General features: G+C 60.2%; 27 protein-coding genes and 1 pseudogene. 18 read left to right on the forward strand and 10 right to left on the reverse strand.

All coding sequences use genetic code 11. The annotated features are described in order from the left end of the window. Window positions 1-98 precede the first annotated feature (98 nt). From rpsU to FHT97_RS09795, 3 genes are all read left to right on the forward strand, one after another. Window positions 99-335 carry a 30S ribosomal protein S21 gene (gene rpsU, locus FHT97_RS09785; protein ID WP_016555047.1) on the forward strand — a complete coding sequence of 79 codons (237 nt, stop codon included), beginning with the start codon at window positions 99-101 and terminating at the stop codon, window positions 333-335. Between the two features lie 60 nt (window positions 336-395). After that, window positions 396-590: a hypothetical protein gene (locus FHT97_RS09790; protein WP_183862015.1), complete on the forward strand. Its 195-nt coding sequence runs from the start codon at window positions 396-398 to the stop codon at window positions 588-590. A gap of 140 nt (window positions 591-730) precedes the next feature. Further along, window positions 731-988: a DUF982 domain-containing protein gene (locus tag FHT97_RS09795; protein ID WP_183755500.1), complete on the forward strand. Its 258-nt coding sequence runs from the start codon at window positions 731-733 to the stop codon at window positions 986-988. A 139-nt stretch (window positions 989-1,127) separates the two neighbouring features. Here the strand turns inward: FHT97_RS09795 and FHT97_RS09800 are convergent, their stop codons facing one another. Next, the gene (locus FHT97_RS09800; protein ID WP_183861704.1) at window positions 1,128-1,442 is read right to left on the reverse strand and encodes a DUF2934 domain-containing protein; all 315 of its coding nucleotides are present in this window, start codon (window positions 1,440-1,442) and stop codon (window positions 1,128-1,130) included. A 186-nt stretch (window positions 1,443-1,628) separates the two neighbouring features. On the opposite strand from FHT97_RS09800, the gene FHT97_RS09805 reads away from it, so the two are divergent. After that, a complete protein-coding gene (locus tag FHT97_RS09805; protein ID WP_016555051.1) occupies window positions 1,629-1,889 on the forward strand; it encodes a YMGG-like glycine zipper-containing protein in 261 nt (86 codons plus the stop codon). A gap of 155 nt (window positions 1,890-2,044) precedes the next feature. Here FHT97_RS09805 and FHT97_RS09810 read toward each other — a convergent pair whose 3' ends face one another. Continuing rightward, on the reverse strand, window positions 2,045-2,803 hold the full coding sequence (locus FHT97_RS09810; protein WP_183861706.1) for an adenylate/guanylate cyclase domain-containing protein: 759 nt from the start codon (window positions 2,801-2,803) through the stop codon (window positions 2,045-2,047). A 220-nt stretch (window positions 2,804-3,023) separates the two neighbouring features. Next, entirely contained in the window at window positions 3,024-3,680 is a 657-nt protein-coding gene (locus tag FHT97_RS09815) for a hypothetical protein (protein WP_183861708.1), read from the reverse strand. Window positions 3,681-4,118: 438 nt separating this feature from the next. Here FHT97_RS09815 and FHT97_RS09820 point away from each other — a divergent pair, with 438 nt between their 5' ends. From FHT97_RS09820 to FHT97_RS09835, 4 genes are read left to right on the forward strand one after another with little or no spacing between them, the layout of a single operon-like run. After that, the gene (locus tag FHT97_RS09820; protein ID WP_183861710.1) at window positions 4,119-4,739 is read left to right on the forward strand and encodes a TetR/AcrR family transcriptional regulator; all 621 of its coding nucleotides are present in this window, start codon (window positions 4,119-4,121) and stop codon (window positions 4,737-4,739) included. Beyond that, entirely contained in the window at window positions 4,736-5,701 is a 966-nt protein-coding gene (locus FHT97_RS09825; RefSeq protein ID WP_183861712.1) for an HlyD family efflux transporter periplasmic adaptor subunit, read from the forward strand. Before FHT97_RS09820 ends, FHT97_RS09825 begins: the two co-directional genes overlap by 4 nt. Further along, on the forward strand, window positions 5,698-6,648 hold the full coding sequence (locus FHT97_RS09830; protein ID WP_183861714.1) for an ABC transporter ATP-binding protein: 951 nt from the start codon (window positions 5,698-5,700) through the stop codon (window positions 6,646-6,648). Before FHT97_RS09825 ends, FHT97_RS09830 begins: the two co-directional genes overlap by 4 nt. Next, window positions 6,645-7,787, forward strand: coding sequence for an ABC transporter permease (locus tag FHT97_RS09835; RefSeq protein WP_183861717.1), 1,143 nt, complete (start codon window positions 6,645-6,647; stop codon window positions 7,785-7,787). Before FHT97_RS09830 ends, FHT97_RS09835 begins: the two co-directional genes overlap by 4 nt. A gap of 43 nt (window positions 7,788-7,830) precedes the next feature. On the opposite strand, the gene FHT97_RS09840 is transcribed toward FHT97_RS09835, so the two are convergent. Continuing rightward, window positions 7,831-8,463: a PQQ-binding-like beta-propeller repeat protein gene (locus tag FHT97_RS09840; protein WP_183861719.1), complete on the reverse strand. Its 633-nt coding sequence runs from the start codon at window positions 8,461-8,463 to the stop codon at window positions 7,831-7,833. Between the two features lie 9 nt (window positions 8,464-8,472). Further along, window positions 8,473-9,693, reverse strand: a complete 1,221-nt coding sequence (locus tag FHT97_RS09845) for a helix-turn-helix domain-containing protein (RefSeq protein ID WP_183861721.1) — start codon at window positions 9,691-9,693, stop codon at window positions 8,473-8,475. A gap of 122 nt (window positions 9,694-9,815) precedes the next feature. On the opposite strand from FHT97_RS09845, the gene FHT97_RS09850 reads away from it, so the two are divergent. The 3 genes from FHT97_RS09850 to FHT97_RS09860 all read left to right on the forward strand — a co-directional run bounded on the left by FHT97_RS09850 (window position 9,816) and on the right by FHT97_RS09860 (window position 11,903). Then, the gene (locus FHT97_RS09850) at window positions 9,816-10,613 is read left to right on the forward strand and encodes a thioredoxin family protein (RefSeq protein ID WP_183861722.1); all 798 of its coding nucleotides are present in this window, start codon (window positions 9,816-9,818) and stop codon (window positions 10,611-10,613) included. Window positions 10,614-10,618: 5 nt separating this feature from the next. Further along, window positions 10,619-10,900 (forward strand): hypothetical protein, encoded by a 282-nt coding sequence (locus FHT97_RS09855; RefSeq protein WP_183755489.1) that lies wholly within the window; start codon window positions 10,619-10,621, stop codon window positions 10,898-10,900. A 124-nt stretch (window positions 10,901-11,024) separates the two neighbouring features. Continuing rightward, window positions 11,025-11,903 carry an aldo/keto reductase gene (locus FHT97_RS09860; RefSeq protein WP_183861724.1) on the forward strand — a complete coding sequence of 293 codons (879 nt, stop codon included), beginning with the start codon at window positions 11,025-11,027 and terminating at the stop codon, window positions 11,901-11,903. A gap of 29 nt (window positions 11,904-11,932) precedes the next feature. Here FHT97_RS09860 and FHT97_RS09865 read toward each other — a convergent pair whose 3' ends face one another. Continuing rightward, window positions 11,933-12,817 (reverse strand): LysR family transcriptional regulator, encoded by an 885-nt coding sequence (locus FHT97_RS09865; protein ID WP_183861727.1) that lies wholly within the window; start codon window positions 12,815-12,817, stop codon window positions 11,933-11,935. Between the two features lie 97 nt (window positions 12,818-12,914). On the opposite strand from FHT97_RS09865, the gene FHT97_RS09870 reads away from it, so the two are divergent. The 3 genes from FHT97_RS09870 (at window position 12,915) to FHT97_RS09880 (ending at window position 16,273) form a co-directional block, all read left to right on the forward strand. Next, a complete protein-coding gene (locus tag FHT97_RS09870; protein ID WP_183861729.1) occupies window positions 12,915-13,661 on the forward strand; it encodes a sulfite exporter TauE/SafE family protein in 747 nt (248 codons plus the stop codon). A 162-nt stretch (window positions 13,662-13,823) separates the two neighbouring features. Continuing rightward, window positions 13,824-15,281: a CHAD domain-containing protein gene (locus FHT97_RS09875; protein ID WP_183861731.1), complete on the forward strand. Its 1,458-nt coding sequence runs from the start codon at window positions 13,824-13,826 to the stop codon at window positions 15,279-15,281. A gap of 203 nt (window positions 15,282-15,484) precedes the next feature. Next, complete coding sequence (locus FHT97_RS09880) at window positions 15,485-16,273, forward strand: DUF481 domain-containing protein (RefSeq protein WP_183861733.1); 789 nt, start codon at window positions 15,485-15,487, stop codon at window positions 16,271-16,273. 69 nt (window positions 16,274-16,342) lie between these two features. Here the strand turns inward: FHT97_RS09880 and FHT97_RS09885 are convergent, their stop codons facing one another. Then, entirely contained in the window at window positions 16,343-17,047 is a 705-nt protein-coding gene (locus FHT97_RS09885) for an SDR family oxidoreductase (protein WP_183861735.1), read from the reverse strand. A 129-nt stretch (window positions 17,048-17,176) separates the two neighbouring features. On the opposite strand from FHT97_RS09885, the gene FHT97_RS09890 reads away from it, so the two are divergent. Beyond that, window positions 17,177-18,070 carry a LysR substrate-binding domain-containing protein gene (locus tag FHT97_RS09890; RefSeq protein WP_183861737.1) on the forward strand — a complete coding sequence of 298 codons (894 nt, stop codon included), beginning with the start codon at window positions 17,177-17,179 and terminating at the stop codon, window positions 18,068-18,070. Window positions 18,071-18,247: 177 nt separating this feature from the next. Continuing rightward, the gene (locus tag FHT97_RS09895; protein ID WP_114713645.1) at window positions 18,248-18,604 is read left to right on the forward strand and encodes an RT0821/Lpp0805 family surface protein; all 357 of its coding nucleotides are present in this window, start codon (window positions 18,248-18,250) and stop codon (window positions 18,602-18,604) included. Between the two features lie 60 nt (window positions 18,605-18,664). Here FHT97_RS09895 and FHT97_RS30665 read toward each other — a convergent pair whose 3' ends face one another. Next, window positions 18,665-18,823 carry a hypothetical protein gene (locus FHT97_RS30665; RefSeq protein ID WP_210296663.1) on the reverse strand — a complete coding sequence of 53 codons (159 nt, stop codon included), beginning with the start codon at window positions 18,821-18,823 and terminating at the stop codon, window positions 18,665-18,667. A gap of 61 nt (window positions 18,824-18,884) precedes the next feature. On the opposite strand from FHT97_RS30665, the gene FHT97_RS09900 reads away from it, so the two are divergent. After that, window positions 18,885-19,367, forward strand: coding sequence for a ProQ/FINO family protein (locus tag FHT97_RS09900; protein ID WP_183861739.1), 483 nt, complete (start codon window positions 18,885-18,887; stop codon window positions 19,365-19,367). A gap of 402 nt (window positions 19,368-19,769) precedes the next feature. Here FHT97_RS09900 and FHT97_RS09905 read toward each other — a convergent pair whose 3' ends face one another. Beyond that, window positions 19,770-20,021, reverse strand: coding sequence for a BON domain-containing protein (locus FHT97_RS09905; protein WP_183861741.1), 252 nt, complete (start codon window positions 20,019-20,021; stop codon window positions 19,770-19,772). A gap of 140 nt (window positions 20,022-20,161) precedes the next feature. On the opposite strand from FHT97_RS09905, the pseudogene FHT97_RS09910 reads away from it, so the two are divergent. Further along, window positions 20,162-20,290 (forward strand): annotated as a pseudogene (locus FHT97_RS09910) (DUF3175 domain-containing protein); the annotation flags it as partial. A gap of 335 nt (window positions 20,291-20,625) precedes the next feature. Here FHT97_RS09910 and katG read toward each other — a convergent pair. Beyond that, entirely contained in the window at window positions 20,626-22,800 is a 2,175-nt protein-coding gene (gene katG / locus FHT97_RS09915) for a catalase/peroxidase HPI (protein WP_183861745.1), read from the reverse strand. Window positions 22,801-23,135: the final 335 nt, after the last annotated feature.

Here is a 23,135-nt window from a genome sequence, read left to right on the forward strand (position 1 = left end):
CCTTACCCCTGCCTACTCACGCGTCGTGAATTGCAGGAATTGATTGCCGAACAGCTTGGCTGAGAGGCATGCCGACCCTCAAGAACAAGGAGAAAAACATGCAGGTCATCGTCAGAGATAACAACGTCGAACAGGCCATGCGCGCATTGAAGAAAAAGATGCAGCGCGAGGGGCTCTTCCGCGAAATGAAGGCACGCAAAGCCTACGAGAAACCATCGGAGCGCCGCGTACGCGAACGGGCGCAGGCTATCGCCAGACAGCGCAAAGCCGCCCGGAAGAGATTGCAGCGGGAGGGCCTCCTGGCCTCGCCCAAACGGCGCCCGTCGGCCCGATAATTTGTCACGATGCTGTCGCCGACGTCGTCGGTGACAGCCCCAACCCGAGAAGGGTCAATGATGGAAGAACTGCATAGCCTGACTGTTTCGGATGAACGGCTGGAAGATTGCCGCGATGTGATCGAACCGGATCTCCAGGATCTGATCCGAACGACAATTGCCTCCGGCTTTACCGCCGAAGAGGTACTGATCGCAATAAGCGAGCTCGTGGCCGAGGACTACGCGGTCTTAGCCAAGCTGCCGAGTGTCCACTGATTAGTCCGCGCCGACTGGTCGACGGTTGCCTCGGCCAGTATGTGCATGAGGAACAAGATACTCCGACATGACGGGTGTTGATCGGTTGCGACGAATACCTACATCCCCGGTATCGCTTGTTGGCAACGAGGAGGTTCATCATGAACACTATCAGCCACGCAACCGAACCAAGATGGGCCGCGCCGGTGGCTATCCGGATTGGCGCGCGCCCCTCCGAGCATATCCATGGTCCGGCAGAAGCGGTTGACTATCTGGAACACAGGTGGCCGATCGAAAACAGCATGCATCTGGAAGCGGCGAAGCGCAGATGTGTGGAAGCCATGAACTATCTCGCGCACCTGGAAGCCTCCAGAGACGCTTTCGTTGCAGCCGCAGTGGAGGCCAAGGTGCTGGCGTAGCCCCGCTTTGGGCGAGGGTGGCTGAGATGATTTGGCCACCTTCCGCAGATCACGCGCAAATCCCATCACACGCCCCGGCGGCGCACGTCATATGGCACGGATACATCCTCCTACAGCGACCAACGCTGCGGGGTATGATCTAGTGTGTCGTCACGGACTTCGGAGACCGAGCGCGACGAGGCTTGTCCCCCGGAGCCGCGGTTATTGCGATGGCAGCCACCTTTGTCTTCTTTCCTGGCTGCTTTTCGGCCGCGGATTTCGCCGGTGCGCGCGGCTTGGCGGATTTAGCCTTGGCAGTCAACTTTGTCGAAACGCGAGCGGCCGCGGCATCGACCTGCTCGCCGAATTCCTTGAAAGCTTGCAGCCAATGCTTCATGTCCTGGCCGTGGGGGCGGCCTTCCTGCTCCCAGATCTCGTAGGCGCGGTGACGGATTTTCTCTTCACGCTCGTTCATCACAGGGATCCTGCTCTTCGTTGCAACCCGATCTTAACTGGCGCAAGCAGCCCATTAGGCAATGGAGGCCCGGCATCGATTGATCGAAAGAAGCCGGCGTGGGCAGCCGGTTAAAGCAGCGATTGTCTTTTCCGAAATGCCCCTATCTACCAATGCGCGTGCGACCTCAATCAGAAGGAAAACGACATGAAACGTCTATCGATTTTGCTGCTTCTGGCAGGAGTGACGCTTGCCGGATGCACCCCGACTGAGCAGGGCTTAGGCATTGGTGCCGCCTCGGGCGCAGTCATCGGCGGCGTGGCGACCGGAAATGTCCGCGGTGCCGCAGTGGGCGCCGCAATCGGTGGCGCCGCTGGCGCCGTCATCGGCAACGTCGCCGGGCAGCCTGGCCAGTGCTACTATCGGGATCGCTATGGCCGTCGATATGTCGCCTCCTGCCCGCGCTGAGGACAATGCAGCATAGCATCTATACGTCAAGGCGCCGACTTCGCGCGTGCCCTCCAATCCGATCGCCTCGGATCGCGACCGTGGTTCTAGCAACCTGACCTTGGTCGCGATAACTGCGCGATGCTTGGTGGGCGCGGGAGGTGCACGAGTGCAAATCAAGTCCCAACCAACACGCTCGCCTGCACCGGCAGTTCTATGCCCTTCAGGGTGAGCGGACGGACGTGCGCCCCGCCCGCCAGCGGCCCGGCCTGAACGACCGTTTCCGGCGACATGACGATCTCGCCTGCGCCCGCCTGAGATTCCAATCTGGCCGCCAGATTGACAGCGCCGCCGATCGCCGTGAAATCGCTCCGGAAGCTCGAAAACTCACCGATTTCAACCTCGCCGCTGTGGATCCCAACTCCCACACCCACGTGGTGATCCACATCCAAAGCTTCGAGGGCCGTCTTGCAGCGCCGTTGTATATCCATCGCAGCCATGACAGCGGCAGCCGCGTGATCCTTTCTCAAGATGGGAAAATTGAAGATCGCCATCAATCCGTCGCCCATCTGCTTGTTGACGATCCCGTCATGAGCCCAGACCGCCTGCGCGCATCGATCCTGAAACAAGCTGACGATGTCACTCAATCTGACCGGTTCGATCTGCTCGGAAAGAGCCGTGAACCCTCTGATGTCGGCGAACAGAATGGTGACCGTGGCGGCGATATGGCGCTGTTTCTTGACATAGCGAAACGAGCGCTCGCAAATCGTGCAGATGTTCGGGTTCATCTTGCTGCGGGTAACACCAAACATGCGGAACGGCAGCGCGAGCGCACCCCGGATCGGGATCGGCACGCGCATTTGATCCCAGCACCCACGGCAGATTTGCGCGTCGCGGTGATTGGTCGGATCTGTGGAATCGGAGGCTGTTGTCATGGTCTAGGCTGCCCCGGCAGACGTCCGCTGTTCCCTTGCATGCGCAAACTTCTGACATTTGAGCGTGTTTGGCAACTTAGGGAGGAAACGGCTACCACGACAGCGCAAGGGCCGCCGCGGCGACGCCGGGGCAACGCTCGCCGGGTTTATCGAGGCAATGGTTCTCGGACGGAAGAGGGCGCCGCTTCGCGCCCTCCCACTGAAATCCTGTGCCGTTCCGCTAAGGCATCGACACGACCATCTTGCAGAGTTTCGTGAGGCTCGCCTCATATCCGCCCGAGCGTAGCACGTCCTTGCAACGGAGCTTTGCTTTCGCCCGATCCATGGCCGACATGTCGTTGATAGCTGTCAACGCCGGCTTGGTAGGCGATGAACCGCCTAAACCGCTCGCTCCATTCGCGCCAACGGAACCGCCAGGACCGCCGGACCCGCCTGAATTGGGATCATTTACCGAAGGCACCCCAAGCCTGGCATCGAGCAGCGTATTTCCGCCCGCCCCTACCGTCGCGTTGGCGGTCGCAAGCCTGGAGCCCCCGACATTAGCGTTGACATCAGCATTGATGCCGCCGGAGCCGCCAACACTGGCCGTCGTACTGACACCGATCCTGCTGCTGCTCCCGCCGACAGATGTATTGCTATTGATGCCCCTGGCCCCGCCCACCGAAGCATCGACGCCAAGTCCACCGCTGGATCTGCCGCCGATGTTGGCGTTGATGCCACTTGCACCCCCGACGGACACGCCGAGGCCTCCATTGCTATTGCTGCCGATACTGACTCCATTGTTGCCGCCGATATCCAAGGCGTCTGCCTGCATCGGAACGATAATGGTCGCGCAGCCAAGCGCCACCGCGGCAACGGCCGATTTATAGCACTGCATTGTCATCCTCCATTGTCTCCAGCCGAGGCCCAATGCTTCGGCAAAGAAAAATGAAGCGCGCACTTCATGCTCGTCGGTTGAGCAACCAAGAGTGGGTGTCCATCTGCCGATCTACACCTATAAAAACATTCGAACCCCCTAATGTTCCGTCAAATTCGCGTATAGGTTAATTATTTCTCTGCACACGCCTCTAAACCCCTCCTTTGGATTGAGTCGATATCGTTTCCGCTGCGAATACCTCGCTGCGCCCTATCCGTGCGACACCCCTCCTAGCCAACCGATCGGCAATCGCTGAAGTCGGCGTCTCGGGGCTTTTCCATATCCTGTTCCTTCTGGTTTCGAAACTGCGAGCAGATGCGCTCCGTCGGACAACCGTTGCAAACAGCCACCCATTGTGTTAATGACTGTCCAGTCAGTCATATTGAAGGCTAAGAATGAATGCCAGAGAAAAAACGCGAGAGACGAGACCCTGAGCTACGTCGGGCCGAGATCCTGAAGGCTGCCCTTGCCTGTTTTGCAGAACGCGGGTTCGCAGCAACACGCATGGAGGATGTCGCTGCGCGGGCCGGCATCGCCAAGGGTACGGTCTACCTGCACTTCCCCGACAAGGAGCGGCTGTTTATCGAGCTTGTGTCCGGCATCGCCTCACCAATCCTTGGCGAGGTCGGCGGCATGATCCAGAACGAGACGATCCCGGCGCGCACCGTGGTCTCCATGTTCTATTCCCTCTTCAAGCGCGAAGTCCTCGAGACCGAGCGTCGCCACATGCTGCGGCTGATCCTCGCCGAAGGCCCGATGTTTCCTGTTGTAACCGAGTTCTACCATCGCGAAATCATCACCAAGGGTCTCGCGATCCTGCGCGTCGTGCTTGGACGCGCTGCAGCTCGCGGTGAATTGCGCAATCCTGCAGTCGCAGAAGTGCCGCAACTGGTCATGGCTCCCGCCTTGATGACGGTCGTTTGGGCAACGCTTTTTGAGGGGTACGAGCACCTCGACGCGCAGAAACTTCTCGACACGTTCCTCAACACGATCTTCGTGCCGGAAGGAGGCGCGAAATGAAACGGCTCCTTATTGTCGCGATCGTGGCCGCTGCGGCGCTCGCCACCCTGCCTCTTCTGTTCTCCGACAAGTCGCAGCGCGCCTACCAGGGCTGGGTCGAGGCCGACACGCTGTTCATTGGCGCCGACACGAGCGGTCGCGTGGTCAAGCTCGATGTCGCCGAAGGCCAGGCAATTGCTCCCGGCGAACCGCTCTTCAGCCTGGATTCTCAAACCGAGGAGGCCGCTGTTGGCTCGGCACGCGCGTCGCTTGCCCGGCTGCAGGCCGAACTCGAACTCGCCGAGGCGGCCCAGAAGCGCCCGGAGGAGATGGACATGCTGCGCGCCAGCGAACGCGAGGCAGTCGCACGGCTGGCGCTTGCGTCGCAGGACCTCGACCGCACCCGCGTTCTGGTCGAACGTGGTACGGCGACACAGGCCCGTCTCGATACCGCAACGGCCACCGAGGCTGCCAACCGTGCCGCTCTCGATAATGTCCGCAGCCAAATCACGCTTGGCAACATGCCTGCCCGCGTCGAGATGCTGCGCCAAGCGCGGCAGGCCGTTGCCGCGGCGAAAGCGGACCTCGCGTCAGCAGAAGCCGCGCTCGCCCGCCGTTTCGTCTCGGCTCCAGCAGTCGGCAGTATCGAGACCATCTATTACCGCGCCGGCGAGGTTGTCCCTGCCGGCCGGCCGATCGTCGCGCTCCTGCCGCCCGAGAACGTCCGTATTCGCTTCTTCGTGCCCGAGACCGAGATCGCGCTGTTCTCGCTGGATCAATCGATCCGCGTCGCCTGCAATGCCTGCCAGCCAACCGATGCGAAGATCAGCTTCATCTCAAAGACTGTCGAATATACGCCGCCGGTCATCTATAGTCTCGAGGAGCGCGCCAAACTCGTCTACCGCGTCGAGGCGATCCCCGCCGATGCAAAGGCACTGCGCCCCGGCCAGCCGGTGGATGTCACTGCGGGAGCCCGCCCATGAGCGACACGGCACCGGCCGTCGACAGTCCTGAGACTGTGATCGATGTCCATCATCTCACCAAGACTTTCGGCAGCCGCAAGGTCGTCGACGACGTATCGATGTCGGTAAAAAAGGGCCGGATTCACGGCTTTCTCGGACCGAACGGTTCCGGCAAGACGACGACGATCCGCATGCTTTGCGGCCTGCTGACGCCAGACAGCGGTGACGGCACTTGCCTTGGCTTCGACATCCTCACCGAGAGCGACCGCATCCGTCGCCGCGTCGGCTACATGACGCAGAAATTTTCGCTCTACCAGGATCTCTCGATCCGGGAGAACCTTGAGTTCGTCGCCCGCGTCTACGGCCTTGCCGATGCTCGCGGCAAAGCCACTGCTGCGATTGAACGTTTGGGCCTGAAGGGCCGCGAGGGGCAGCTTGCTGGAGAGCTCTCCGGTGGCTGGAAGCAGCGGCTCGCGCTGGGCGCCTGCATCCTACCTGAACCGGCATTGCTTCTCCTCGACGAGCCTACGGCAGGCGTCGATCCCAAGGCGCGCCGTGACTTCTGGAATGAGATTCACGCGCTTGCCGCCGAAGGCCTCTCCGTCCTGGTGTCCACCCACTACATGGACGAGGCAGAGCGTTGCCATGAGATCGCCTATATCGCCTATGGCAAATTGCTTGCGCAGGGAACGGTGGACGAGGTGATCGCCGGCACCGGGCTCGTCACCTGGACTGTTTCGGGAACGGACGTGCACCGCCTTCAATCAGAACTCGAGAACCAGCCAGGCGTCGACATGATCGCCCCGTTCGGGACGAGCTTGCATGTTGCCGGCCGGGACCCACAGGCGCTCGAAAATGCAATCGCGCCCTATCGGGAACGGCCCGATCTCAAGTGGCAAAAGGGCGAAGCGACGCTGGAGGATGCCTTCATCGACCTGATGCGCCGCTCCGAGGACAATTTCCAATGACAACGACGAACGGCCACGGCATCTCATTCGGGCGCTTCTGGGCGATGACCATCAAGGAATTCATCCAGATGACCCGCGACCGCATAACGCTGGCAACGATGGTTGCCTTGCCGATCATGCAGCTGTTCCTATTTGGCTTTGCCATCAACACGACGCCGCACAACCTGCCGACCGCAGTGCTGATGCGCGAAAACACCGATGTCGGCCGGTCGATTTTGGCGGCCCTTGCGAACACCGATTTCTTCGAGATCCGTTCCGTCGTAACCCGAGCCGAAGACATGGATTCGCTTCTGGAATCCGGCAAGGTGCTGTTCGTCGTGGAGATTCCCGAGGGATTCGAACGCTCACTTCGCCGCGGTGATACGCCTTCACTGCTGGTCGCCGCCGATGCGACCGATCCCGTCGCGTCAAGCTCGGCTTTGGGTGCGCTTTCAGGCATCGTGACGTCGGCGCTTGTGAACGACCGGCAGGTCGAGTTCACCGAGCCGACCAAGCCCGCGTTTTCCATCGTCCAGCACCGTCGCTACAATCCAGCCGGTTCATCCACCCTGAACATCGTGCCTGGCCTGCTTGGTACCATCCTAACCATGACATTGCTGATTTTCACGGCCCTCTCGGTTACCCGGGAAGTGGAACGCGGCACGATGGAGAACCTGCTTTCGATGCCGATCAAGCCGCTCGAAATCATGCTGGGCAAGATCACGCCCTATGTGCTGATCGGCCTTGTCCAGTCGCTGCTGATCATCACCGCCGGTCTGCTCGTTTTCGGAGTGCCAATTCTCGGCAATCCTGCTTCGCTGGCAGCCGCGACCACGCTTTTCGTCATCACCAATCTCTCGATCGGCTACACCTTCTCGACGATCGCGGCCAATCAGCTGCAGGCCATGCAGATGGCGATGATGTTCTTCCTGCCGAATATTCTGTTGTCTGGCTTCATGTTCCCGTTCGCCGGGATGCCGAAATGGGCGCAATGGATCGGTGAGGCCCTGCCCCTCACCCACTACATCCGCATCGTCAGGGCGATCATGCTGAAGGGCGCCAGTATCGAAACGCTTGCTTATGACACCATCGCCCTCGCCTGCCTGATGGGTGTGGCCATGCTCATCGCCGTCCGCCGCTTCCGCCGGACCTTGGACTAGGAGTCGAGTGAAGTCCCGACCAACCAGGCGCGATCTACACCAATTACCGGGGCCGGCGAACGGCCCGGACTTTGCCGCTGTTACCACCGCCGCAAAACAGGCGATCACCGCCATCGGATTCCAGCCCAGACACCGTAAGGCCGGGCGGCATATCGAGGCGTTCCAGCACGCGCCCGCTCTTGGGTTCAAGGCGCCTGATATCGCTCTCATCGCCTTCCCAAGTGGCGTGCCAGAGTTCGCCATCCACCCAGGTCACGCCGGTCACGAACCGGTTGGACTCGATGCTGCGAAGAACCGCACCGGTCTCCGGATCGACCTGATGGATCTTTCGGCCGCGGTAGTCTCCAACCCAGAGCGTTCCTTCGGCCCAGGCGAGCCCGGAATCACCGCCGTTCGCCGGTGCCGGGATCGTGGTGAGCACCGCGCCGGTTTTCGGATCGATCTTCTGGATGCGATCCTCGGCAATCTGAAACAGGTAGCGTCCATCAAAGGCAGTCCCTGCATGAGCCGCCACGTCGATCGTTTGCACCAGCTCACCGGCATCGGGGTCGAAGGCATTGAGCCTGTCGCCGGACGCAAACCACACATGTCGCCCGTCATAGGTGACGCCGCCCACCTGGTTCACATCCGCAAAGGGACCATATTCGCGAAGGATTTCAGCTTTGGAGTGTTTCATGGGCCTATCCTAGTCGTTGGGCAGTGGACCTGGGAGTAACAAAGTTGACGGGAATCCAGGCAGGGACGGGATCGTCCATCGACGTGCCGGTCCGCGTCCGAAGGATTGTACCTTGCCTTTTTCCGACAAGGTATCGAGTGCCCGCTGCACGGTGCGAGGGCTGGCACCAATGGCAATCGCCAGTGCCGAACTCGACCAGGCCTCGCCATCGGCCAGAAATGCGAGAATCTCACCGTGCTGCTCCTCGACGGGCGGCGCCAGAATAAGCACGTCTTCGCTGTGACGCGGTACAAATGTAAAGCCATCCCTCGTTGCATTGACATCCGCGATGCGATGAAGCTCACCACGCAACCGTCCGATTTCGACGCGCAGCCTGGCGCGATGCGATTCATCGGCTTCCTTTGCCCCGAAGGCTCGAGCAACAAGGGCGTTTCGCGATACGTCTCCCGGCCAACGCTCCGCCAACGCACGCGCCAGTGCGAACAAGACCGGACGCGTCGTCAGCGAAACGAGCGAGTCCCCTTTGCGCACGACGTACCGGCATGCGTCGATCACGAGTGCGTCTGACGTTAGAACCGCCTCCACCTCCTCCAGCAGCAGGAGCCGCTCCTCACCTCGCCCGATCAAACGTGCTGCGGGCGTTTTCAGAACTTGCGATACGCTGTCGACTTCGGCGTGGAGAGCAGGAATTCCCGCCTCGCGCGCAGCATTTTCCGCACGCTGCAGGGCCGCGCGCGCCGCGCCGGTGCGAAGGCGGCGAATGGCAATCCCTCCAACGACCAGTTCGTGGGTGGTCCGCAACGGAGGTGGAAACGGTGTCGGATCGACGCCCGCAAGCAGGTGTTCGGCCTCGTCCAGATGCCCGACCAGGAGCAGTCGCCTTGCTTCGAGATGTCGTGCATGTGCGGCGTTCAATCGGTCGCCATGCGCTTCGAGCACCTCGCGCGCAGCGGTGAGCGTTTTGGCCGGCCAGGTGAGATCACGCGAGACCAGGGCAATTTCCGCCTCGGCGACGACACAGCGCGCTCGCGGAATCGGTTCCCTTGATCCGAACGAACGCGCCGCCGCCTTCAGCAGAATTTTCGCCCTCGCGAGATCGCCGAGCTGTGCCATTGCGATGCCACGAAGCGCGAGCGCCGGCGCATCGTTGCGCAGCGCAACCCTTTTCAAGGCGCCGAGAAGATCGCCGGTCGCGAGCAGCCTCGCCGCAGCGACGATCATCGAGTCCATTGAAATCCCGTCAAACTTGTAACTCCCACCTTCTCCCGCTCCGGCCCTAGTCTGTTCCCGACCAGCAAAGCAGCCGCTCGCGGCGGCGATGCTACGCAACAGACAGCAAAAGGAGAAGTAGGATGACAATGCATAAAACAGGCTCACGCGAAGAATGGCTTGCGGCCCGGCTCGACCTGCTGGGTGAAGAAAAAGAGCTGACGCGACGCAGCGACATGCTGGCACAACGCCGCCAGGAGCTGCCATGGGTACGGATCGACAAGGAATACCGGTTCGAGACCGCCAACGGCAGCGCTTCGCTGGTTGACCTCTTCAAGGGTCGTTCGCAGCTGCTGATCTATCACTTCATGTTCGGCCCCGACTACACCGCCGGATGCCCGTCCTGCTCTTCGATCGCAGATGGCTACAACGGCGTCGTCGTCCATCTCGAAAACCATGACGTGGCCTTCACCGCCGTCTCCCGCGCGCCCTTCCCGAAGCTGCAGGCTTTCAAGCAGCGGATGGGATGGACATTCGACTGGGCTTCCTCGTTCGGCAGCGATTTCAACCTCGACTTCAGCGTCTTGTTCAGCGAACAGCAGCAGCGCGAAGGCGGGATCGAGTATAACTACCGCCGTGAACCACCTGCCCGGGTGCCACTCGAAGGTCAAACCGTGCAGGAATGGAAACTGCGCGGCGCCGAGAGCCCCGTCGCCCAGATCGCCTCGATGACGGGAACCGACGTTGCCACCTACACGCGCGACCGACCCGGCCTCAGTGCTTTCGTTCTTGAGGATGGCGTTGTCTACCACACCTACTCCAGCTACGCGCGCGGGTTGGACGGCATTTGGGGTGTCTATCAGTTGCTCGACCGGGCACCCAGGGGCCGCAATGAGGATGGCATCTGGTGGCGTCGTCACGACGAGTATGGCCGGGGATAACGTTCATGCGTTCCTACGACCAGACGAAGCGCAGCGCACCGATCGAGACTCCGACCGACACGGCAGCAAGCATCGCCGACTGGCTATGCCTGGGCGCTGCGCCCACCTTCGCCATCATGGCGATCGTCACGATGGCGAACAGCGGAGCAGAGATGATCTGCTCCGCCATGCCGGACGCCTTTCCGGTGGACGGCATGACGACCATGTACCTACTGATGTGTGCTTTCCACCTTCCGCCATGGCTGCGCCTCATTTCCGGTCGTTCGGTCGGACCTGAGCACCCCTGACCTCTGCGGCACCGGAGGTGTCGCGAACGGCCGAGATTGCGGGCAAAGCGACTTGTATTGTTGCCTGCCCGCTCCACCTTTAACACCCGAGCAAGCCCCAAACCAGGCAACCGGGAGAAGGTCCGTGCCCGACAGTTCCACGATTTCAGCAGCCGCATCGGGTCAATTTTCGATCGGCAAGATCACCGTCAATCGTCTCGGCTTTGGCGCCATGCGCATCACTGGGGCCGGCATTTGGGGACCGCCGGCAGACAAGGCCGCAGCATTGGCAACTTTGCGTCGCCTGCCGGAGATCGGCGTCAATTTCATAGACACGGCCGATTCCTACGGCCCCGATGTTTCCGAAGAACTCATCCGGGAATCGCTGCATCCTTACAAAGGACTGCTGATCGCGACCAAGGCGGGCCTGACTCGGAAAGGACCGGATATCTGGACGCCGAACGGACGGCCGGACTATCTTATCGAGCGCGCGAAAGGCAGCTTGAAGAAGCTCGGTGTCGACCGGATTGACCTTTGGCAGCTGCACCGCATAGATCCGCGGGTTCCCGCCGGCGAGCAGTTCGGTGCCGTCAAGATGCTTCTTGACCAGGGCGTCATTGCCCATGCGGGCCTCAGCGAAGTTTCTGTCGACGACATAAAGGCAGCCCGCGAGGTATTTCCTGTCGCGACCGTCCAGAACCGCTACAACCTCGTCGATCGCGGTAGCGAAGACGTTCTTGACTACTGCGAACGCGAGGGCATCGGTTTCATTCCATGGTATCCGCTGGCGGCCGGCGAGCTTGCCCGCCCCGGCTCCATCCTCGACAGGTTGGCCAGGAAGTATGATGCGACGCCAAGCCAGCTCGCTCTTGCATGGGTGCTGAAACGCAGCCCTGTAATGTTGCCGATTCCCGGAACCTCGAAGGTGAAACACCTTGAGGAGAACGTTGCGGCTGCGAACATCACTCTCGATGGAGAGGATTTTGCTGCCCTCGACAAAGCTGCTCGCGAATCCGGCTCGTGAACGCGCACACCGGCCACAAACACGCTTTATCAAACATCGACGGCCAGGTGATCAAAGAGGTCTCGTGCTTGGCTCGTCAACCAATCCGGCGACTGGCAGCATAAGACCAGGCGCCGGACGGCCCATGCGTCGGCAATGCGCACCTCCGATAGCGGCAATGATCTCCGAAATCGCTTTGCAGCCGTGCCGGGAATAATGCCTATGCCGGCCCCGCTGGAAGCGAGACGGCATATCCCTTCAAAGCTTCTTACCCGGACACGCATCTTCAGCTTCGCGCCCAATCGTCTGGCATGATCCTCGACGTGGCTTTGCAGCGCGCCGTCCATGAGGCCGATAAAGTCTTCCTCCAGGACTTGGCGGAAGTTGATTTTCTTCTGTTCCGCAAGATGCCACTGTTTGCTCGCAACGACCACCAGCCGGTCCGTGGCGAAATCGCGAACGTGCAGGTCGCCTGTTTCCACGGCATCGGAGAAGATGCCGATTTCAGCGTGCCCGGCCGCAATCGCCCGCGCGATTTCAGCGCTCTGTCGCTCCTTAAGATCGAGATCGATATTGGGATGCTTGACCAACCACGGCGCAAGCTGCGTTGGAAGAAATTCCATGATCGCTGCAGTGTTGGCCAGAACCTGGATTGTCGCCCGCAGTCCCTTTGCGTGCTCGCTCAGTTCACCGCGCATATGCGCCATTTGACGTTCGATCAGCCGCGCGTGATGGGCCAAGGCCTCTCCTGCCGGTGTCGGAGATACGCCTCTGCGTCCGCGCTCCAAGAGCAAGACGCCGCAGACTGCTTCCATCGACCGCAAGCGCTCACTGGCCGCAGGAAGCGACAAGCCGACTTCCGCCGCGCCGCGCGTGATGTTGCCCGCCTCGGCAACCGCGAGAAAGAGGCGAAGATCGGTAAGGTCAAAGCGCATTCTAAAGGATTACACCAAGGCCAGCCTTCGGACCAGCCGAAGTCTGTGTTCCGGCAATCCGCATTGTGCGCGATGATCGATCTGCTATCCGCAACCGATGGAAACGACACTTGCCTCCCTCCCGCTCGTCATCGTGATCTTCCTTGTTGCCGGGGTCGTCAAGGGAATTACGGGCATGGGCTTGCCAACCGTGGCGATGGGCCTGTTGGGGGCACTCGTCTCGCCGCTTGCCGCAGCCGCTTTGTTGGTGGTGCCCTCGCTGATCACGAATATCTGGCAATTGGCGGCAGGACCGAATGTTTTTCCCGCGACACGACGCCTCTGGCCAATGATGGCTGCGATTGCCGTGGCTACGATCGCTAGCAGCGCCTTCATAACCGGCGGGCACAGCAATGGGCCAACCGCCGCGCTCGGCGCGGTGCTCATGCTATACGCGATCTACACTCTCGTCGCCCAGCCGCTTAGCATCCCGGCATGGCAGGAGCGGTGGCTTTCTCCGGCAATCGGCCTCGTGACGGGCCTGGTCACTGGTGCAACAGGCGTCTTCGTCGTCCCAGCGGTCCCCTATCTGCAATCGCTTAATCTATGCCGAGACGATCTCATCCAAGCTCTCGGACTGTCCTTCACCGTCTCGACGATTGCGCTTGCCGGCGGACTTGCTTGGCATGGAGAATACCAGGGGAGCGCCCTGATGATGTCCACAATGGCCGTCGTTCCTGCACTTGCCGGCATGATCGCCGGACAAGCTATCCGCACAAGAATAAATCCTGCCCGTTTCCGAGCGTGGTTCCTCATTGGCCTGTTTCTGCTTGGTCTGGAAATGTTCGCGCGGGCTCTACTGTAGCATGGCAGAGTTCAAAGGCCGTTTTTTCTGTGGGATTAGTTTGCAGTTTCCCCTTGCCCGAGTTTTTTGTCATCAAGGCGTTTTGTCCGGATGGCACCGCTCTATCTCTCGTCAAAGGAATTGCATCCATCGATCATCATGCGACCGAGCGGAGACCGCCATTTGGGAACCGAAACAGAACTGAAGCTTGAGCTGAGTGCCGACGCCGCGGATACACTATTGGGATCCGGCTTGCTCGGCGAGCCAATCTCCGTAGAGCCGCTGACTTCGATTTATTTTGACACACCCGACCACCAGGCATGGCAAGGCGGTTATTCGCTAAGAATTCGCAGTGTCGGCGAAGCGCACATCCAAACGGTAAAGGCGACCGGCCCGAACAATGCGATCTTCGCGCGTTCCGAATGGGAAGCGCCGGTCACCGGCAACACACCCGTGATCGATTATTCGACGCCATTGAAGGCAGAGCTTGATATCGACGCGACCGCCCCCATCCCACAGTTCTCTACATCCGTAAAGCGGCATCGATGGAACGTCGATCAGGATGGAAGCAAAATAGAAGTTGCGCTGGATACGGGCTTTGTCGTCGCCGGCGACCGCCAGACGCAGATACGGGAATTGGAACTGGAGCTGAAGGATGGCAAGCCAAACGCCCTGTTTGTGCTTGCCCGCAGAATCGAGGCGATTGTCCCAATCCATTTCGGTGTCGCCTCAAAAGCAGAGAGAGGCTACCGTCTCCTCGGCGAGCAGACGACCGCGTACAAAGCCGAAGCAGTGCACCTCAATCGCGAGCTGCGAGTGTCCGGGTCGTTCCAGATCGTTGCCGAAGCGTGCCTCCGGCAATTCCGTCTGAACGAGTCAATTCTCCTCGACCGGGCAAACCCGGCGGCGCTTCATCAAGCCCGGGTATCCCTGAGGCGGCTGCGGTCCGCCTTCTCACTCTACAAGGCAATCCTGGTTGATGCGGAATCGCGGCGGCTCAAGGACGAGCTGAAATGGCTGACCGGCGTTCTCGGAACGGCGCGCAACATAGATGTCTTGATTGCCAGGGCAGGAAGCAGCGACATCCGCGGCCGGCTGCTTGAGGCCCGCGATAGCGCCTATGACGATGTGCTGAATGCCATCTACAGCTCGCGCGCCAAAGCCCTGATGCTCGACGTTAACGAGTGGCTCCGTTGCGGGGAATATCTCACGTTGTCGGAAACCACGGAGATCCGCAACGGCCCGGTGGTCGATTTCGCGATCGAGACTCTCGACCGTCACCGCAAGAAGTTGAAGAAGCGCGGCAAGTCCCTCGTCGAGGCTGACGACGAGCACCGGCACGAAGCACGCAAGGCGGCGAAGAAGCTCAGATACGCGTGCGAGTTCTTGATCTCATTGTTTACCGGCAAGCAGGCGGAGCGAAGGTACGCCAAGTTCATCAAGTCGATGGAGGAATTGCAGGACGAACTCGGTCTCCTGAACGATATGGCAACGGCCCCGACTGTCGTTCACGAGTTGGAACTGGATTCGCATCCCGACGCCGAATCGCTGGTCGCCGTTGGCAACCGCGAAAAACTGCTGAGCGCCGCACAGTCGTCCCTGGATGACCTGATGGAACGGAAAAGATTCTGGCGCGGATGAAGCAGTACGGCACTGACATGCACCGATTTCGCTGGAGGCTGAAGCGGCTTAGCAACGGTGTCCGAGATTTCCGACGTCAGATATATGAGAACCGACATATAAGCACTTTGCGGCAAACAGAACTTAGTGCAATCTGCGATATCAGTTCAGGTCGGTGAATCGGGGCCATTTGTGACCTGAACGCGAGAGGGGACAGGTTCACTATGAGTAGCAGGATTTCGCTGATCGCATGCGCTGCCGCCGCGTTGGCATTTGTGACACCGTTGCATGCAGCAGATCTTTTGCCGGCCACGGCACCTCAGCCTCAGGCTTCGGAACCGAACGGCTGGACGTTTTCGTTCGCACCCTATTTCTGGGTCGCGGGACTCGACGGCAAAACCCAGGTGTTTGGCCTTCCGACCGTCGACATAAATCAGAGTTTCAGTGACATCCTGAAGGATCTCGACTTTGCCTTCATGGCAGCCGGCGATGCGCGCTATGACCGCTTCAGCATCTTCACCGACATAATTTACGCGCGCATAACGACGGATGCCGCCACGCCACGCGGCGTCGTCGCCGACGAAGTCGATCTCAAATCGGTGACGTTCACATCGCTGCTCGGTGTCGGCTACACGGTCTATGAGGATCCCAAGGCCCGCCTGGATGTGGTTGGAGGCGCCAGATACTGGCATGTCGAAACCAGGATCGCCCTAAACGGCGGCCTCATTGGCAACCTGTCGCGCACCGACACCGGAAACTGGGTGGATGGGCTTGTCGGCTTCAGAGGCAACTATTTGCTGACCGACAAGGCCTTTTTGACTGGTTCCGCCATGATTGGCGCCGGCGGCGCCGATTTCGACTGGGACGTGCTGGGAGCGATTGGCTACAAATTCAACGATCGAATCTCGGCAGTTGCCGGCTATCGTGCCCTCGGCGTCAATTACAGCAACGACGGCTTCACTTATGACACGATCGAACACGGCCCGATCTTGGGAGCTGTCTTCCGCTTCTGATCGATGACGTACGGAAGGCTGGAGCACGCCTGCCCATGGGACGGCGCGCTTCGCAGTATCCTCGTGACATCACACCGAGCGGGTCAATCCACCATCGACCCGAAGGTTCTGTCCCGTCATATATCCCGCCCCCGGTGATGCGAGGAAGGCAACGGTCGCGGCGATTTCCTCGCTCGTGCCATACCGCTTCATCGGAACACTGTCGCGGCGCTCCTCGGTAGCCGGAAGACTGTCGATCCAGCCCGGAAGAATGTTGTTCATACGGATATTCTCGGCCGCGTACGTCTCGGCGAACAACTTTGTGAACGATGCCAGTCCGGCCCGGAACACGGCCGATGTCGGGAACATCGGGCTCGGCTCGAAAGCCCAGGCTGTGGAAATGTTGATGATGGAGCCAGCCTTCTGCTTCTGCATGTGCGGCGTGACCAGCCGCGTCGAGCGGATGACGTTCAGCAGATAGACCTCCATGCCCCGGTGCCAGTCGTCATCCGATATGTCGAGGAGTGGCGCCCGAGGACCGTGGCCGGCGCTGTTCACGAGCACGTCGATGCGTCCCCACGCCGAGATCGCAAGGTCGACGAGCCTGCGTAGATCGTCATTGGACTGGTTCGAGCCGGTCACCCCGAGACCGCCCAGGGTCTTCGCAAGTTCCTCGCCCTTGCCCGACGACGACAGGATTGCGACCTTGAACCCATCCGCCGCAAGACGCTTCGCCGCCGCGGCGCCCATCCCGCTGCCGCCTGCCGTAATCACCGCTACCTTTTCTACTGACATCAACCTCTCCTGCTTCAAAAAGATCGGCACCGATTGCCATCTTCTGTCACACACGGAAAGCGTGATATCATTCCGGCATCGGCTACGCGAACCAATTCCCCTCTCATCAAGCAGTAGAAAAACTATCGAATGGCAGAAGGTATCCGGCGTCTTCCCTCCCTGAACGGCCTCCGTGTCTTCGAGGTCGTCACCCGGCACTTGAACTTCCGGCTGGCCGCCGAGGAAATTGGGGTGACACAGGGAGCCGTTGCGCAACAAATACGCGGCCTAGAAGCGGAATTGGGCCTGAAGCTGTTCGACAGACTCCCGCGAACATTGGCGCTGACCGAGGCGGGACAGAGCTACATCACCAACATCCGACGCGCCTTCGAATTGATCGCCGACGCAACGGAGACGCTGAAGCCGGAACCACTTCACCTGACCATCAGCGTCACGCCGACCTTCGCCTCGAAATGGCTGATCCCTCGTCTGCCGGATTTCACCGCGGTCCACCCCAACATCGATCTGCGCATCCTGGCCACCGATCGCATTGCCAATTTCCAGACGGATGCTGTGGATCTCGCCGTGCGTTATGGCCGGCTTCCTTTCGGATCGGGGCTGAATGCGGAACTTCTCTTCGACAACGTGCTCGTCGCCGTTGCCAGCCCCCTGCTGGTCGAGAAGCTTGGGCCGCCAGGCCAGGATGGCAATTTCGGGCGCTATCCGCTTCTTCACGACGCCCACGATTCTTGGCCACAATTTCTCGAACTGGCGTTTCCGGACAATCTGCCGACTGTCTCCAAAAATATCAGATTCAATCAGACGTCCTTAGCGATCGAGGCCGCGATTGCTGGCCAAGGTCTCGCGCTTACGAGCACGTTCTTCGTGGAGGATGACGTTGCGTCTGGCCGCCTCCTCCGTGTGTTGCCGAACGAACTTACGATTGGCTCGGATTTTTACGTCGTCTCGCCGCGCAAGCCTCGTCATCCGACCTCGGTGATTGCCGTAAGGAGCTGGCTCGCAGACGCCGCAAGCAGGCAATAAGGGAAGGATGCGTTCCGCGCTCCAGGCATCGTTGGAACCGGATTTTGTGGGAACGGGCCGGCAAAAACACCCCAATGAACGGAACTGACTGGTGTAGCTCCCATTTCTATAGTAGCCCTCAGTTTGAAGTCAGGATTGCATGCTACTATGCAGAACCATAATCATCGGGACGTCCGGATGACGCGAAAAAACATAGGCGTATTGCAGCTGTCTTTTGTAGCCTTGGTGCTGGCGGGATGTACGAAGGTCGAGCCCCTGGAAACCGCCGCCGTTCCACAGTCGGCCCCAGTCGCAAAGACTGATCAAGCGGTTATCGCAGACACTGTCAGCCGCGGCGACGTCGGCGTGAAGCCGCTTGCCTGGGCGAATCCATCGACGGGAAGTGCCGGCGTGATTGAAGAAATCGGCGTCGACCCTGAAAGCTCATGCCGGGCATTTGTGACAACACAGCGCACGCTCGAAGGCGAAACCCGCTTCAAAGGCCTCGCCTGCCCGTCCGGTGACTCCGACTGGAAGCTCGGACCCGCACGATAAGCATGATGGCCCGCGCTATCCTGGGCAACCGCGCCTAGACGCTCGAGACGTTTCTCATCCTCAACCACCGGCAATCACCCGGATCTCCGGCGCATAGACAGCATCGTCAGCCTCAAGACGACACGCCGACAGAAGGTCGCGGAGGCGCGCAGCCTCGCCTGCGAGCGGGGCGGAAGCTGCATCGCTCTCCTCCAGCGGCGGTCGAGCATGGCGCGCCAAAAGCTTTCGTCAAATTGCGTTCACAGTTGCTGCCTAAAAGGTCCGCAGAGGTAGTTGTGAGATGAGCAAACCCTGGACCACCAGCCGCGGCCCGATTGTCGCAAATGAAGCGGATATCCGCAAAGCCCAGGCAATCAGCGACTTGCTCATGCAACCCGTCGCTGTTCTGCCAAACGCGGTCGGCGAGCCTATCCGGCCTTTTGCGCTTGGGCTCTGGCACGAGCTGAGGCCGCTTCTCAAGCCCGACGTTGGCATCACCACGCTGCGCCGCGCGACGGGTGCCTATCTTCACTCCAAGCGCTACTATTTCGCCACCGCACAGCCCGACTCCTTGCGTTACGGCATCGATGGCAAACCGCGCGAGCCGGTCTCGGAGGGTGACCGGATTGCGGCGCAGGAAAAATATCTCGGCCTCAAGCGGCAAAGTGTGGCGCGTGAGGATGCCGACGCTCCTGCACCGATGGCCTCGCCAGCGCCTACGAAAGTGGATTTGATCCGGGCAGCCCTGCTCGAACGCCGCAAGACCTCGCCGTTGAAGAGCTAAAGCCGCTGCTTGCGGATGCAATCCCTTGGTTTGGGTGATCGTCGGATCAATCGCATTGTTTGCGGCGCTCGACCAAACTGCCGTGGTCGGAGAACCATTCGAAACGTTCGATGTTCCGCCTCGCCTGCGACCACCCACGCCACCATATGCATGGGCCCGCGAGTTTCCTGACGGGCCCTCGACGCAATACAATGGCCGCATCTGGCCGAGACCATAAAATCACAACCGCGCATTGACTGCACGTACCCCATTGGCGGTTAGGCGGCCTACCTTTCGGTGAATCTCGTGTTGGAAGCTGATCAAGTCGGCCACATCCTCGCCCTGGATCGCCGCGGCTGCTTGCGCCCGCTACGAGACTAACCTTGGCGCTCATTCCACACTCCACCTCACATTGCAACGCGATCAGCCTATAGAAATTCGGGAAAGAACAATCGAACCAGCGCAGCGGCGCGCGACCTGAAGGATCTGGTCGGCTGCGGCTTGGGTCGGAACCTGGCCTTCCAGAAAGAACAGTCCGGCCGACTCGACAATCGATAGCTGCAGGTCTTCCGCACAGCCGCAATAGGCAATTGCTGACAAAATCTCCTCGGCAAGAGAAGCCAAAGGGGCGCGTTCGCCAATAGAGGCGTATCCATCGAATTGAGGCATGAACATTATTCCATCTCCTGGAGAGGGAACGCGCCCAAGCCTGTTTCGTTCATCTGTTGTTCATCAAAACTCCCGAGGCCCGGTGCCCAAAAATTCTGGAACTAAGCGGTTGGCGCACTGTTCCAGCCTCCACTGGACGACAATCAGCCGCCATGTCGATGCTGAACTTCCATATCAACCGCGCCGGGCAGCCACTGACCAAAGCGCAGCACGCGAAACTCGAAAACGCCAAGGACGAACTCCGCAAGGACTTCGGGCGAGAGCCCGAAGCATAGGAGCCGCAATCATCTGGCATGATATTGAACGCGCGACGATCGAAGGAATTTTTATGATTCGCGGAAAGTCCATAAGCGTGAGCGGGAAGCAATCGACATCTGGATCGAATACCCAACCGCGGCTTTCTACACGTGACGGCCGATCCGACGGGTAGTGCCGACAAAATGGACCTCGTGCTCGCCGGTTTCGAGACTTACGAAGGTTAGTCCGAGGTCGCCTCAAGCGCAAATCATCGTCGAGACTTGATGTGCAAGCACATCCCTTCTGATGCACTTGGGGAGGGGAGGAAGCATGGACGCCGCTGACCGGCCGCGTCCATGCCAGATTTTACCGATCAGACGAGATCGAAACGATCGGCGTTCATGACCTTAGTCCACGCTGCGACGAAGTCCTTGACGAACTTCGCCTTTGCATCGGACTGGCCGTAGACTTCCGCAAGCGCACGAAGCTGCGAATGCGAACCGAAGATCAGGTCGACCCGCGTGCCGGTCCACTTGCGTTCGTTCGTCTTGCGATCACGACCCTCGTAAACGCCTTCGTTGCCGTCAACCGGCGACCACACCGTGCCCATGTCGAGCAGGTTGACGAAGAAATCGTTCGTCAGCGCTTCGGGACGCGAGGTGAAGACGCCATGCTCAGGCACGCCGGCCTTCAACACCCGCAGCCCGCCGACCAGGACAGTCATTTCCGGAGCGGTCAGCGTCAACAGCTGGGCGCGGTCGACGAGAGCCTCTTCCGGTCGCATGAACTGCCGGCCACCGACATAGTTACGGAACGCGTCGGCGCGCGGCTGGAGCGCGGCGAAGGACGCCGCATCCGTCTGCTCCTGCGAGGCATCCATACGGCCAGGCGTGAATGGAACGGTCACGTCGTGACCGCCAGCCTTTGCAGCCTTCTCGACACCAGCGGCACCGGCGAGCACGATCAGGTCAGCGAGCGAGATCTTCTTGCCGCTCGTTTGGGCGGCATTGAAGTCCTTGTGGAGGCCTTCAAGCACGCCGAGCACCTTGGCGAGCTGCGCAGGCTGGTTCACGTCCCAGTCCTTCTGTGGCGCAAGGCGGATACGCGCACCGTTCGCGCCGCCGCGCTTGTCCGAGCCACGGAAGGTCGAAGCGGACGCCCAGGCGGTCGAAACCAACTCTTGCACTGAAAGACCCGTCGCGAGAACCTTTTCCTTCAGGTCCGCAATGTCGGCGTCATCGACGAGCGGATGATCGACGGCCGGGATAACGTCCTGCCAGATCAGGTCTTCTGCCGGGACTTCCGGACCGAGGTAGCGCACCTTCGGGCCCATGTCGCGATGCGTCAGCTTGAACCAGGCGCGCGCGAAGGCATCGGCGAACTCGCCTGGGTTCTCGAGGAAGCGGCGCGAGATCTTTTCGTATACCGGATCGAAACGGAGGGAGAGGTCGGTCGTCAGCATGGTCGGCAGCTGCTTCTTCGCCGGGTCGAAAGCATCCGGAATGGAAGCCTCGGCGTTCTTGGCCTTCCACTGCTTCGCACCGCCCGGGCTTTGGGTCAGCTCCCATTCAAAGCCGAACAGGTTTTCGAAGAAGTAGTTGCTCCACTGGGTCGGGGTCTGCGTCCAAGTCACTTCAAGGCCGCTGCCGATGGCATCGCGCCCGACACCGGTGTTGAACTTGCTCGTCCAGCCGAGGCCCTGCGCTTCCAGTTCGCCGCCTTCCGGGTCGACGCCGACAAAAGACGGATCACCCGCGCCGTGCGTCTTGCCAAAGGTATGACCACCAGCGATCAGCGCTACGGTCTCTTCGTCGTTCATCGCCATTCGGGCGAAGGTTTCGCGGATGTCGCGGGCAGCAGCGACCGGATCCGGAGTGCCGTTCGGGCCTTCCGGATTGACGTAGATCAGACCCATCTGCACGGCGCCGAGTGGCTCGGACAGCTCGCGTTCGCCGCTGTAGCGCTCATCACCCAGCCAAGTGCCTTCCGGGCCCCAATAAAGCTCTTCCGGTTCCCAGACATCGGCGCGGCCGCCGGCGAAACCGAAGGTCTTGAAGCCCATGGATTCGAGCGCGACGTTGCCGGTAAGGATCAAGAGATCCGCCCAGGAAATCTTGTTGCCGTATTTCTGCTTGATCGGCCAGAGAAGGCGGCGGGCCTTGTCGAGGTTGACGTTGTCAGGCCAGCTGTTCAGCGGAGCGAAACGCTGCTGACCGGCACCGGCGCCGCCGCGGCCGTCGGTAATGCGGTAGGTGCCGGCACTATGCCAGGCCATGCGGATGAAGAGACCGCCATAGTGGCCGAAGTCGGCTGGCCACCAGTCCTGCGAGTCGGTCATCAGCGCATGAAGATCCGTCTTCACGGCGTCGAGATCGAGCTTCTTGAACTCCTCGGCGTAGTTGAACGCCTTGCCCATCGGATCGGAGAGGCCGGAATGCTGATGAAGAACCTGAACGTCCAGCTGGTTTGGCCACCAGTCGCGGTTGGATCGACCACGGGGCGTATGCGCAACGGGACATTTGCCGGCGCTGTCGGGTTTCTGGTCCATAACGTTCTCCTTGATTGCTTTGAGTTTTCTGCCGTCCAAAGGGAACTCTTCCAAATCATCCGGTCGAGCCGCGGCACTTTCCGAATGAGGTTCGGTGCTTGAGGCGAAGACACCGGTCGACGCGCATCCTCCCTTTGCTTCTTCTTATCGGAACTAGACGATAATTCTAAGTTGGATTTACTGATCGTTACGATAATTAAAAGCTATGACGTTTTCGACATCGGCTGCAGCAAAACTTTGCCAACCGCGCTGAAACGAAGGTCTCGAAATTCGTGGTTCTGACACCCCTCTACTCGTAGCTGACGCAGCGCTCCCAATGGTCAGGAGAACGACCC

Origin of the sequence: Rhizobium sp. BK399, from assembly GCF_014194695.1 — a bacterium.
Lineage (GTDB): Bacteria > Pseudomonadota > Alphaproteobacteria > Rhizobiales > Rhizobiaceae > Rhizobium.

Excerpts from the sequence above, each read along its gene's own strand:
- rpsU (WP_016555047.1), top strand. The coding sequence starts at position 99 with ATGCAGGTCATCGTCAGAGATAACAACGTCGAACAGGCCATGCGCGCA.
- FHT97_RS09790 (WP_183862015.1), top strand. The coding sequence starts at position 396 with ATGGAAGAACTGCATAGCCTGACTGTTTCGGATGAACGGCTGGAAGAT.
- FHT97_RS09795 (WP_183755500.1), top strand. The coding sequence starts at position 731 with ATGAACACTATCAGCCACGCAACCGAACCAAGATGGGCCGCGCCGGTG.
- FHT97_RS09800 (WP_183861704.1), bottom strand. The coding sequence starts at position 1,442 with ATGAACGAGCGTGAAGAGAAAATCCGTCACCGCGCCTACGAGATCTGG.
- FHT97_RS09805 (WP_016555051.1), top strand. The coding sequence starts at position 1,629 with ATGAAACGTCTATCGATTTTGCTGCTTCTGGCAGGAGTGACGCTTGCC.
- FHT97_RS09810 (WP_183861706.1), bottom strand. The coding sequence starts at position 2,803 with ATGACAACAGCCTCCGATTCCACAGATCCGACCAATCACCGCGACGCG.
- FHT97_RS09815 (WP_183861708.1), bottom strand. The coding sequence starts at position 3,680 with ATGCAGTGCTATAAATCGGCCGTTGCCGCGGTGGCGCTTGGCTGCGCG.
- FHT97_RS09820 (WP_183861710.1), top strand. The coding sequence starts at position 4,119 with ATGCCAGAGAAAAAACGCGAGAGACGAGACCCTGAGCTACGTCGGGCC.
- FHT97_RS09825 (WP_183861712.1), top strand. The coding sequence starts at position 4,736 with ATGAAACGGCTCCTTATTGTCGCGATCGTGGCCGCTGCGGCGCTCGCC.
- FHT97_RS09830 (WP_183861714.1), top strand. The coding sequence starts at position 5,698 with ATGAGCGACACGGCACCGGCCGTCGACAGTCCTGAGACTGTGATCGAT.
- FHT97_RS09835 (WP_183861717.1), top strand. The coding sequence starts at position 6,645 with ATGACAACGACGAACGGCCACGGCATCTCATTCGGGCGCTTCTGGGCG.
- FHT97_RS09840 (WP_183861719.1), bottom strand. The coding sequence starts at position 8,463 with ATGAAACACTCCAAAGCTGAAATCCTTCGCGAATATGGTCCCTTTGCG.
- FHT97_RS09845 (WP_183861721.1), bottom strand. The coding sequence starts at position 9,693 with ATGGACTCGATGATCGTCGCTGCGGCGAGGCTGCTCGCGACCGGCGAT.
- FHT97_RS09850 (WP_183861722.1), top strand. The coding sequence starts at position 9,816 with ATGACAATGCATAAAACAGGCTCACGCGAAGAATGGCTTGCGGCCCGG.
- FHT97_RS09855 (WP_183755489.1), top strand. The coding sequence starts at position 10,619 with ATGCGTTCCTACGACCAGACGAAGCGCAGCGCACCGATCGAGACTCCG.
- FHT97_RS09865 (WP_183861727.1), bottom strand. The coding sequence starts at position 12,817 with ATGCGCTTTGACCTTACCGATCTTCGCCTCTTTCTCGCGGTTGCCGAG.
- FHT97_RS09870 (WP_183861729.1), top strand. The coding sequence starts at position 12,915 with ATGGAAACGACACTTGCCTCCCTCCCGCTCGTCATCGTGATCTTCCTT.
- FHT97_RS09880 (WP_183861733.1), top strand. The coding sequence starts at position 15,485 with ATGAGTAGCAGGATTTCGCTGATCGCATGCGCTGCCGCCGCGTTGGCA.
- FHT97_RS09885 (WP_183861735.1), bottom strand. The coding sequence starts at position 17,047 with ATGTCAGTAGAAAAGGTAGCGGTGATTACGGCAGGCGGCAGCGGGATG.
- FHT97_RS09890 (WP_183861737.1), top strand. The coding sequence starts at position 17,177 with ATGGCAGAAGGTATCCGGCGTCTTCCCTCCCTGAACGGCCTCCGTGTC.
- FHT97_RS09895 (WP_114713645.1), top strand. The coding sequence starts at position 18,248 with ATGACGCGAAAAAACATAGGCGTATTGCAGCTGTCTTTTGTAGCCTTG.
- FHT97_RS09900 (WP_183861739.1), top strand. The coding sequence starts at position 18,885 with ATGAGCAAACCCTGGACCACCAGCCGCGGCCCGATTGTCGCAAATGAA.
- FHT97_RS09905 (WP_183861741.1), bottom strand. The coding sequence starts at position 20,021 with ATGTTCATGCCTCAATTCGATGGATACGCCTCTATTGGCGAACGCGCC.
- katG (WP_183861745.1), bottom strand. The coding sequence starts at position 22,800 with ATGGACCAGAAACCCGACAGCGCCGGCAAATGTCCCGTTGCGCATACG.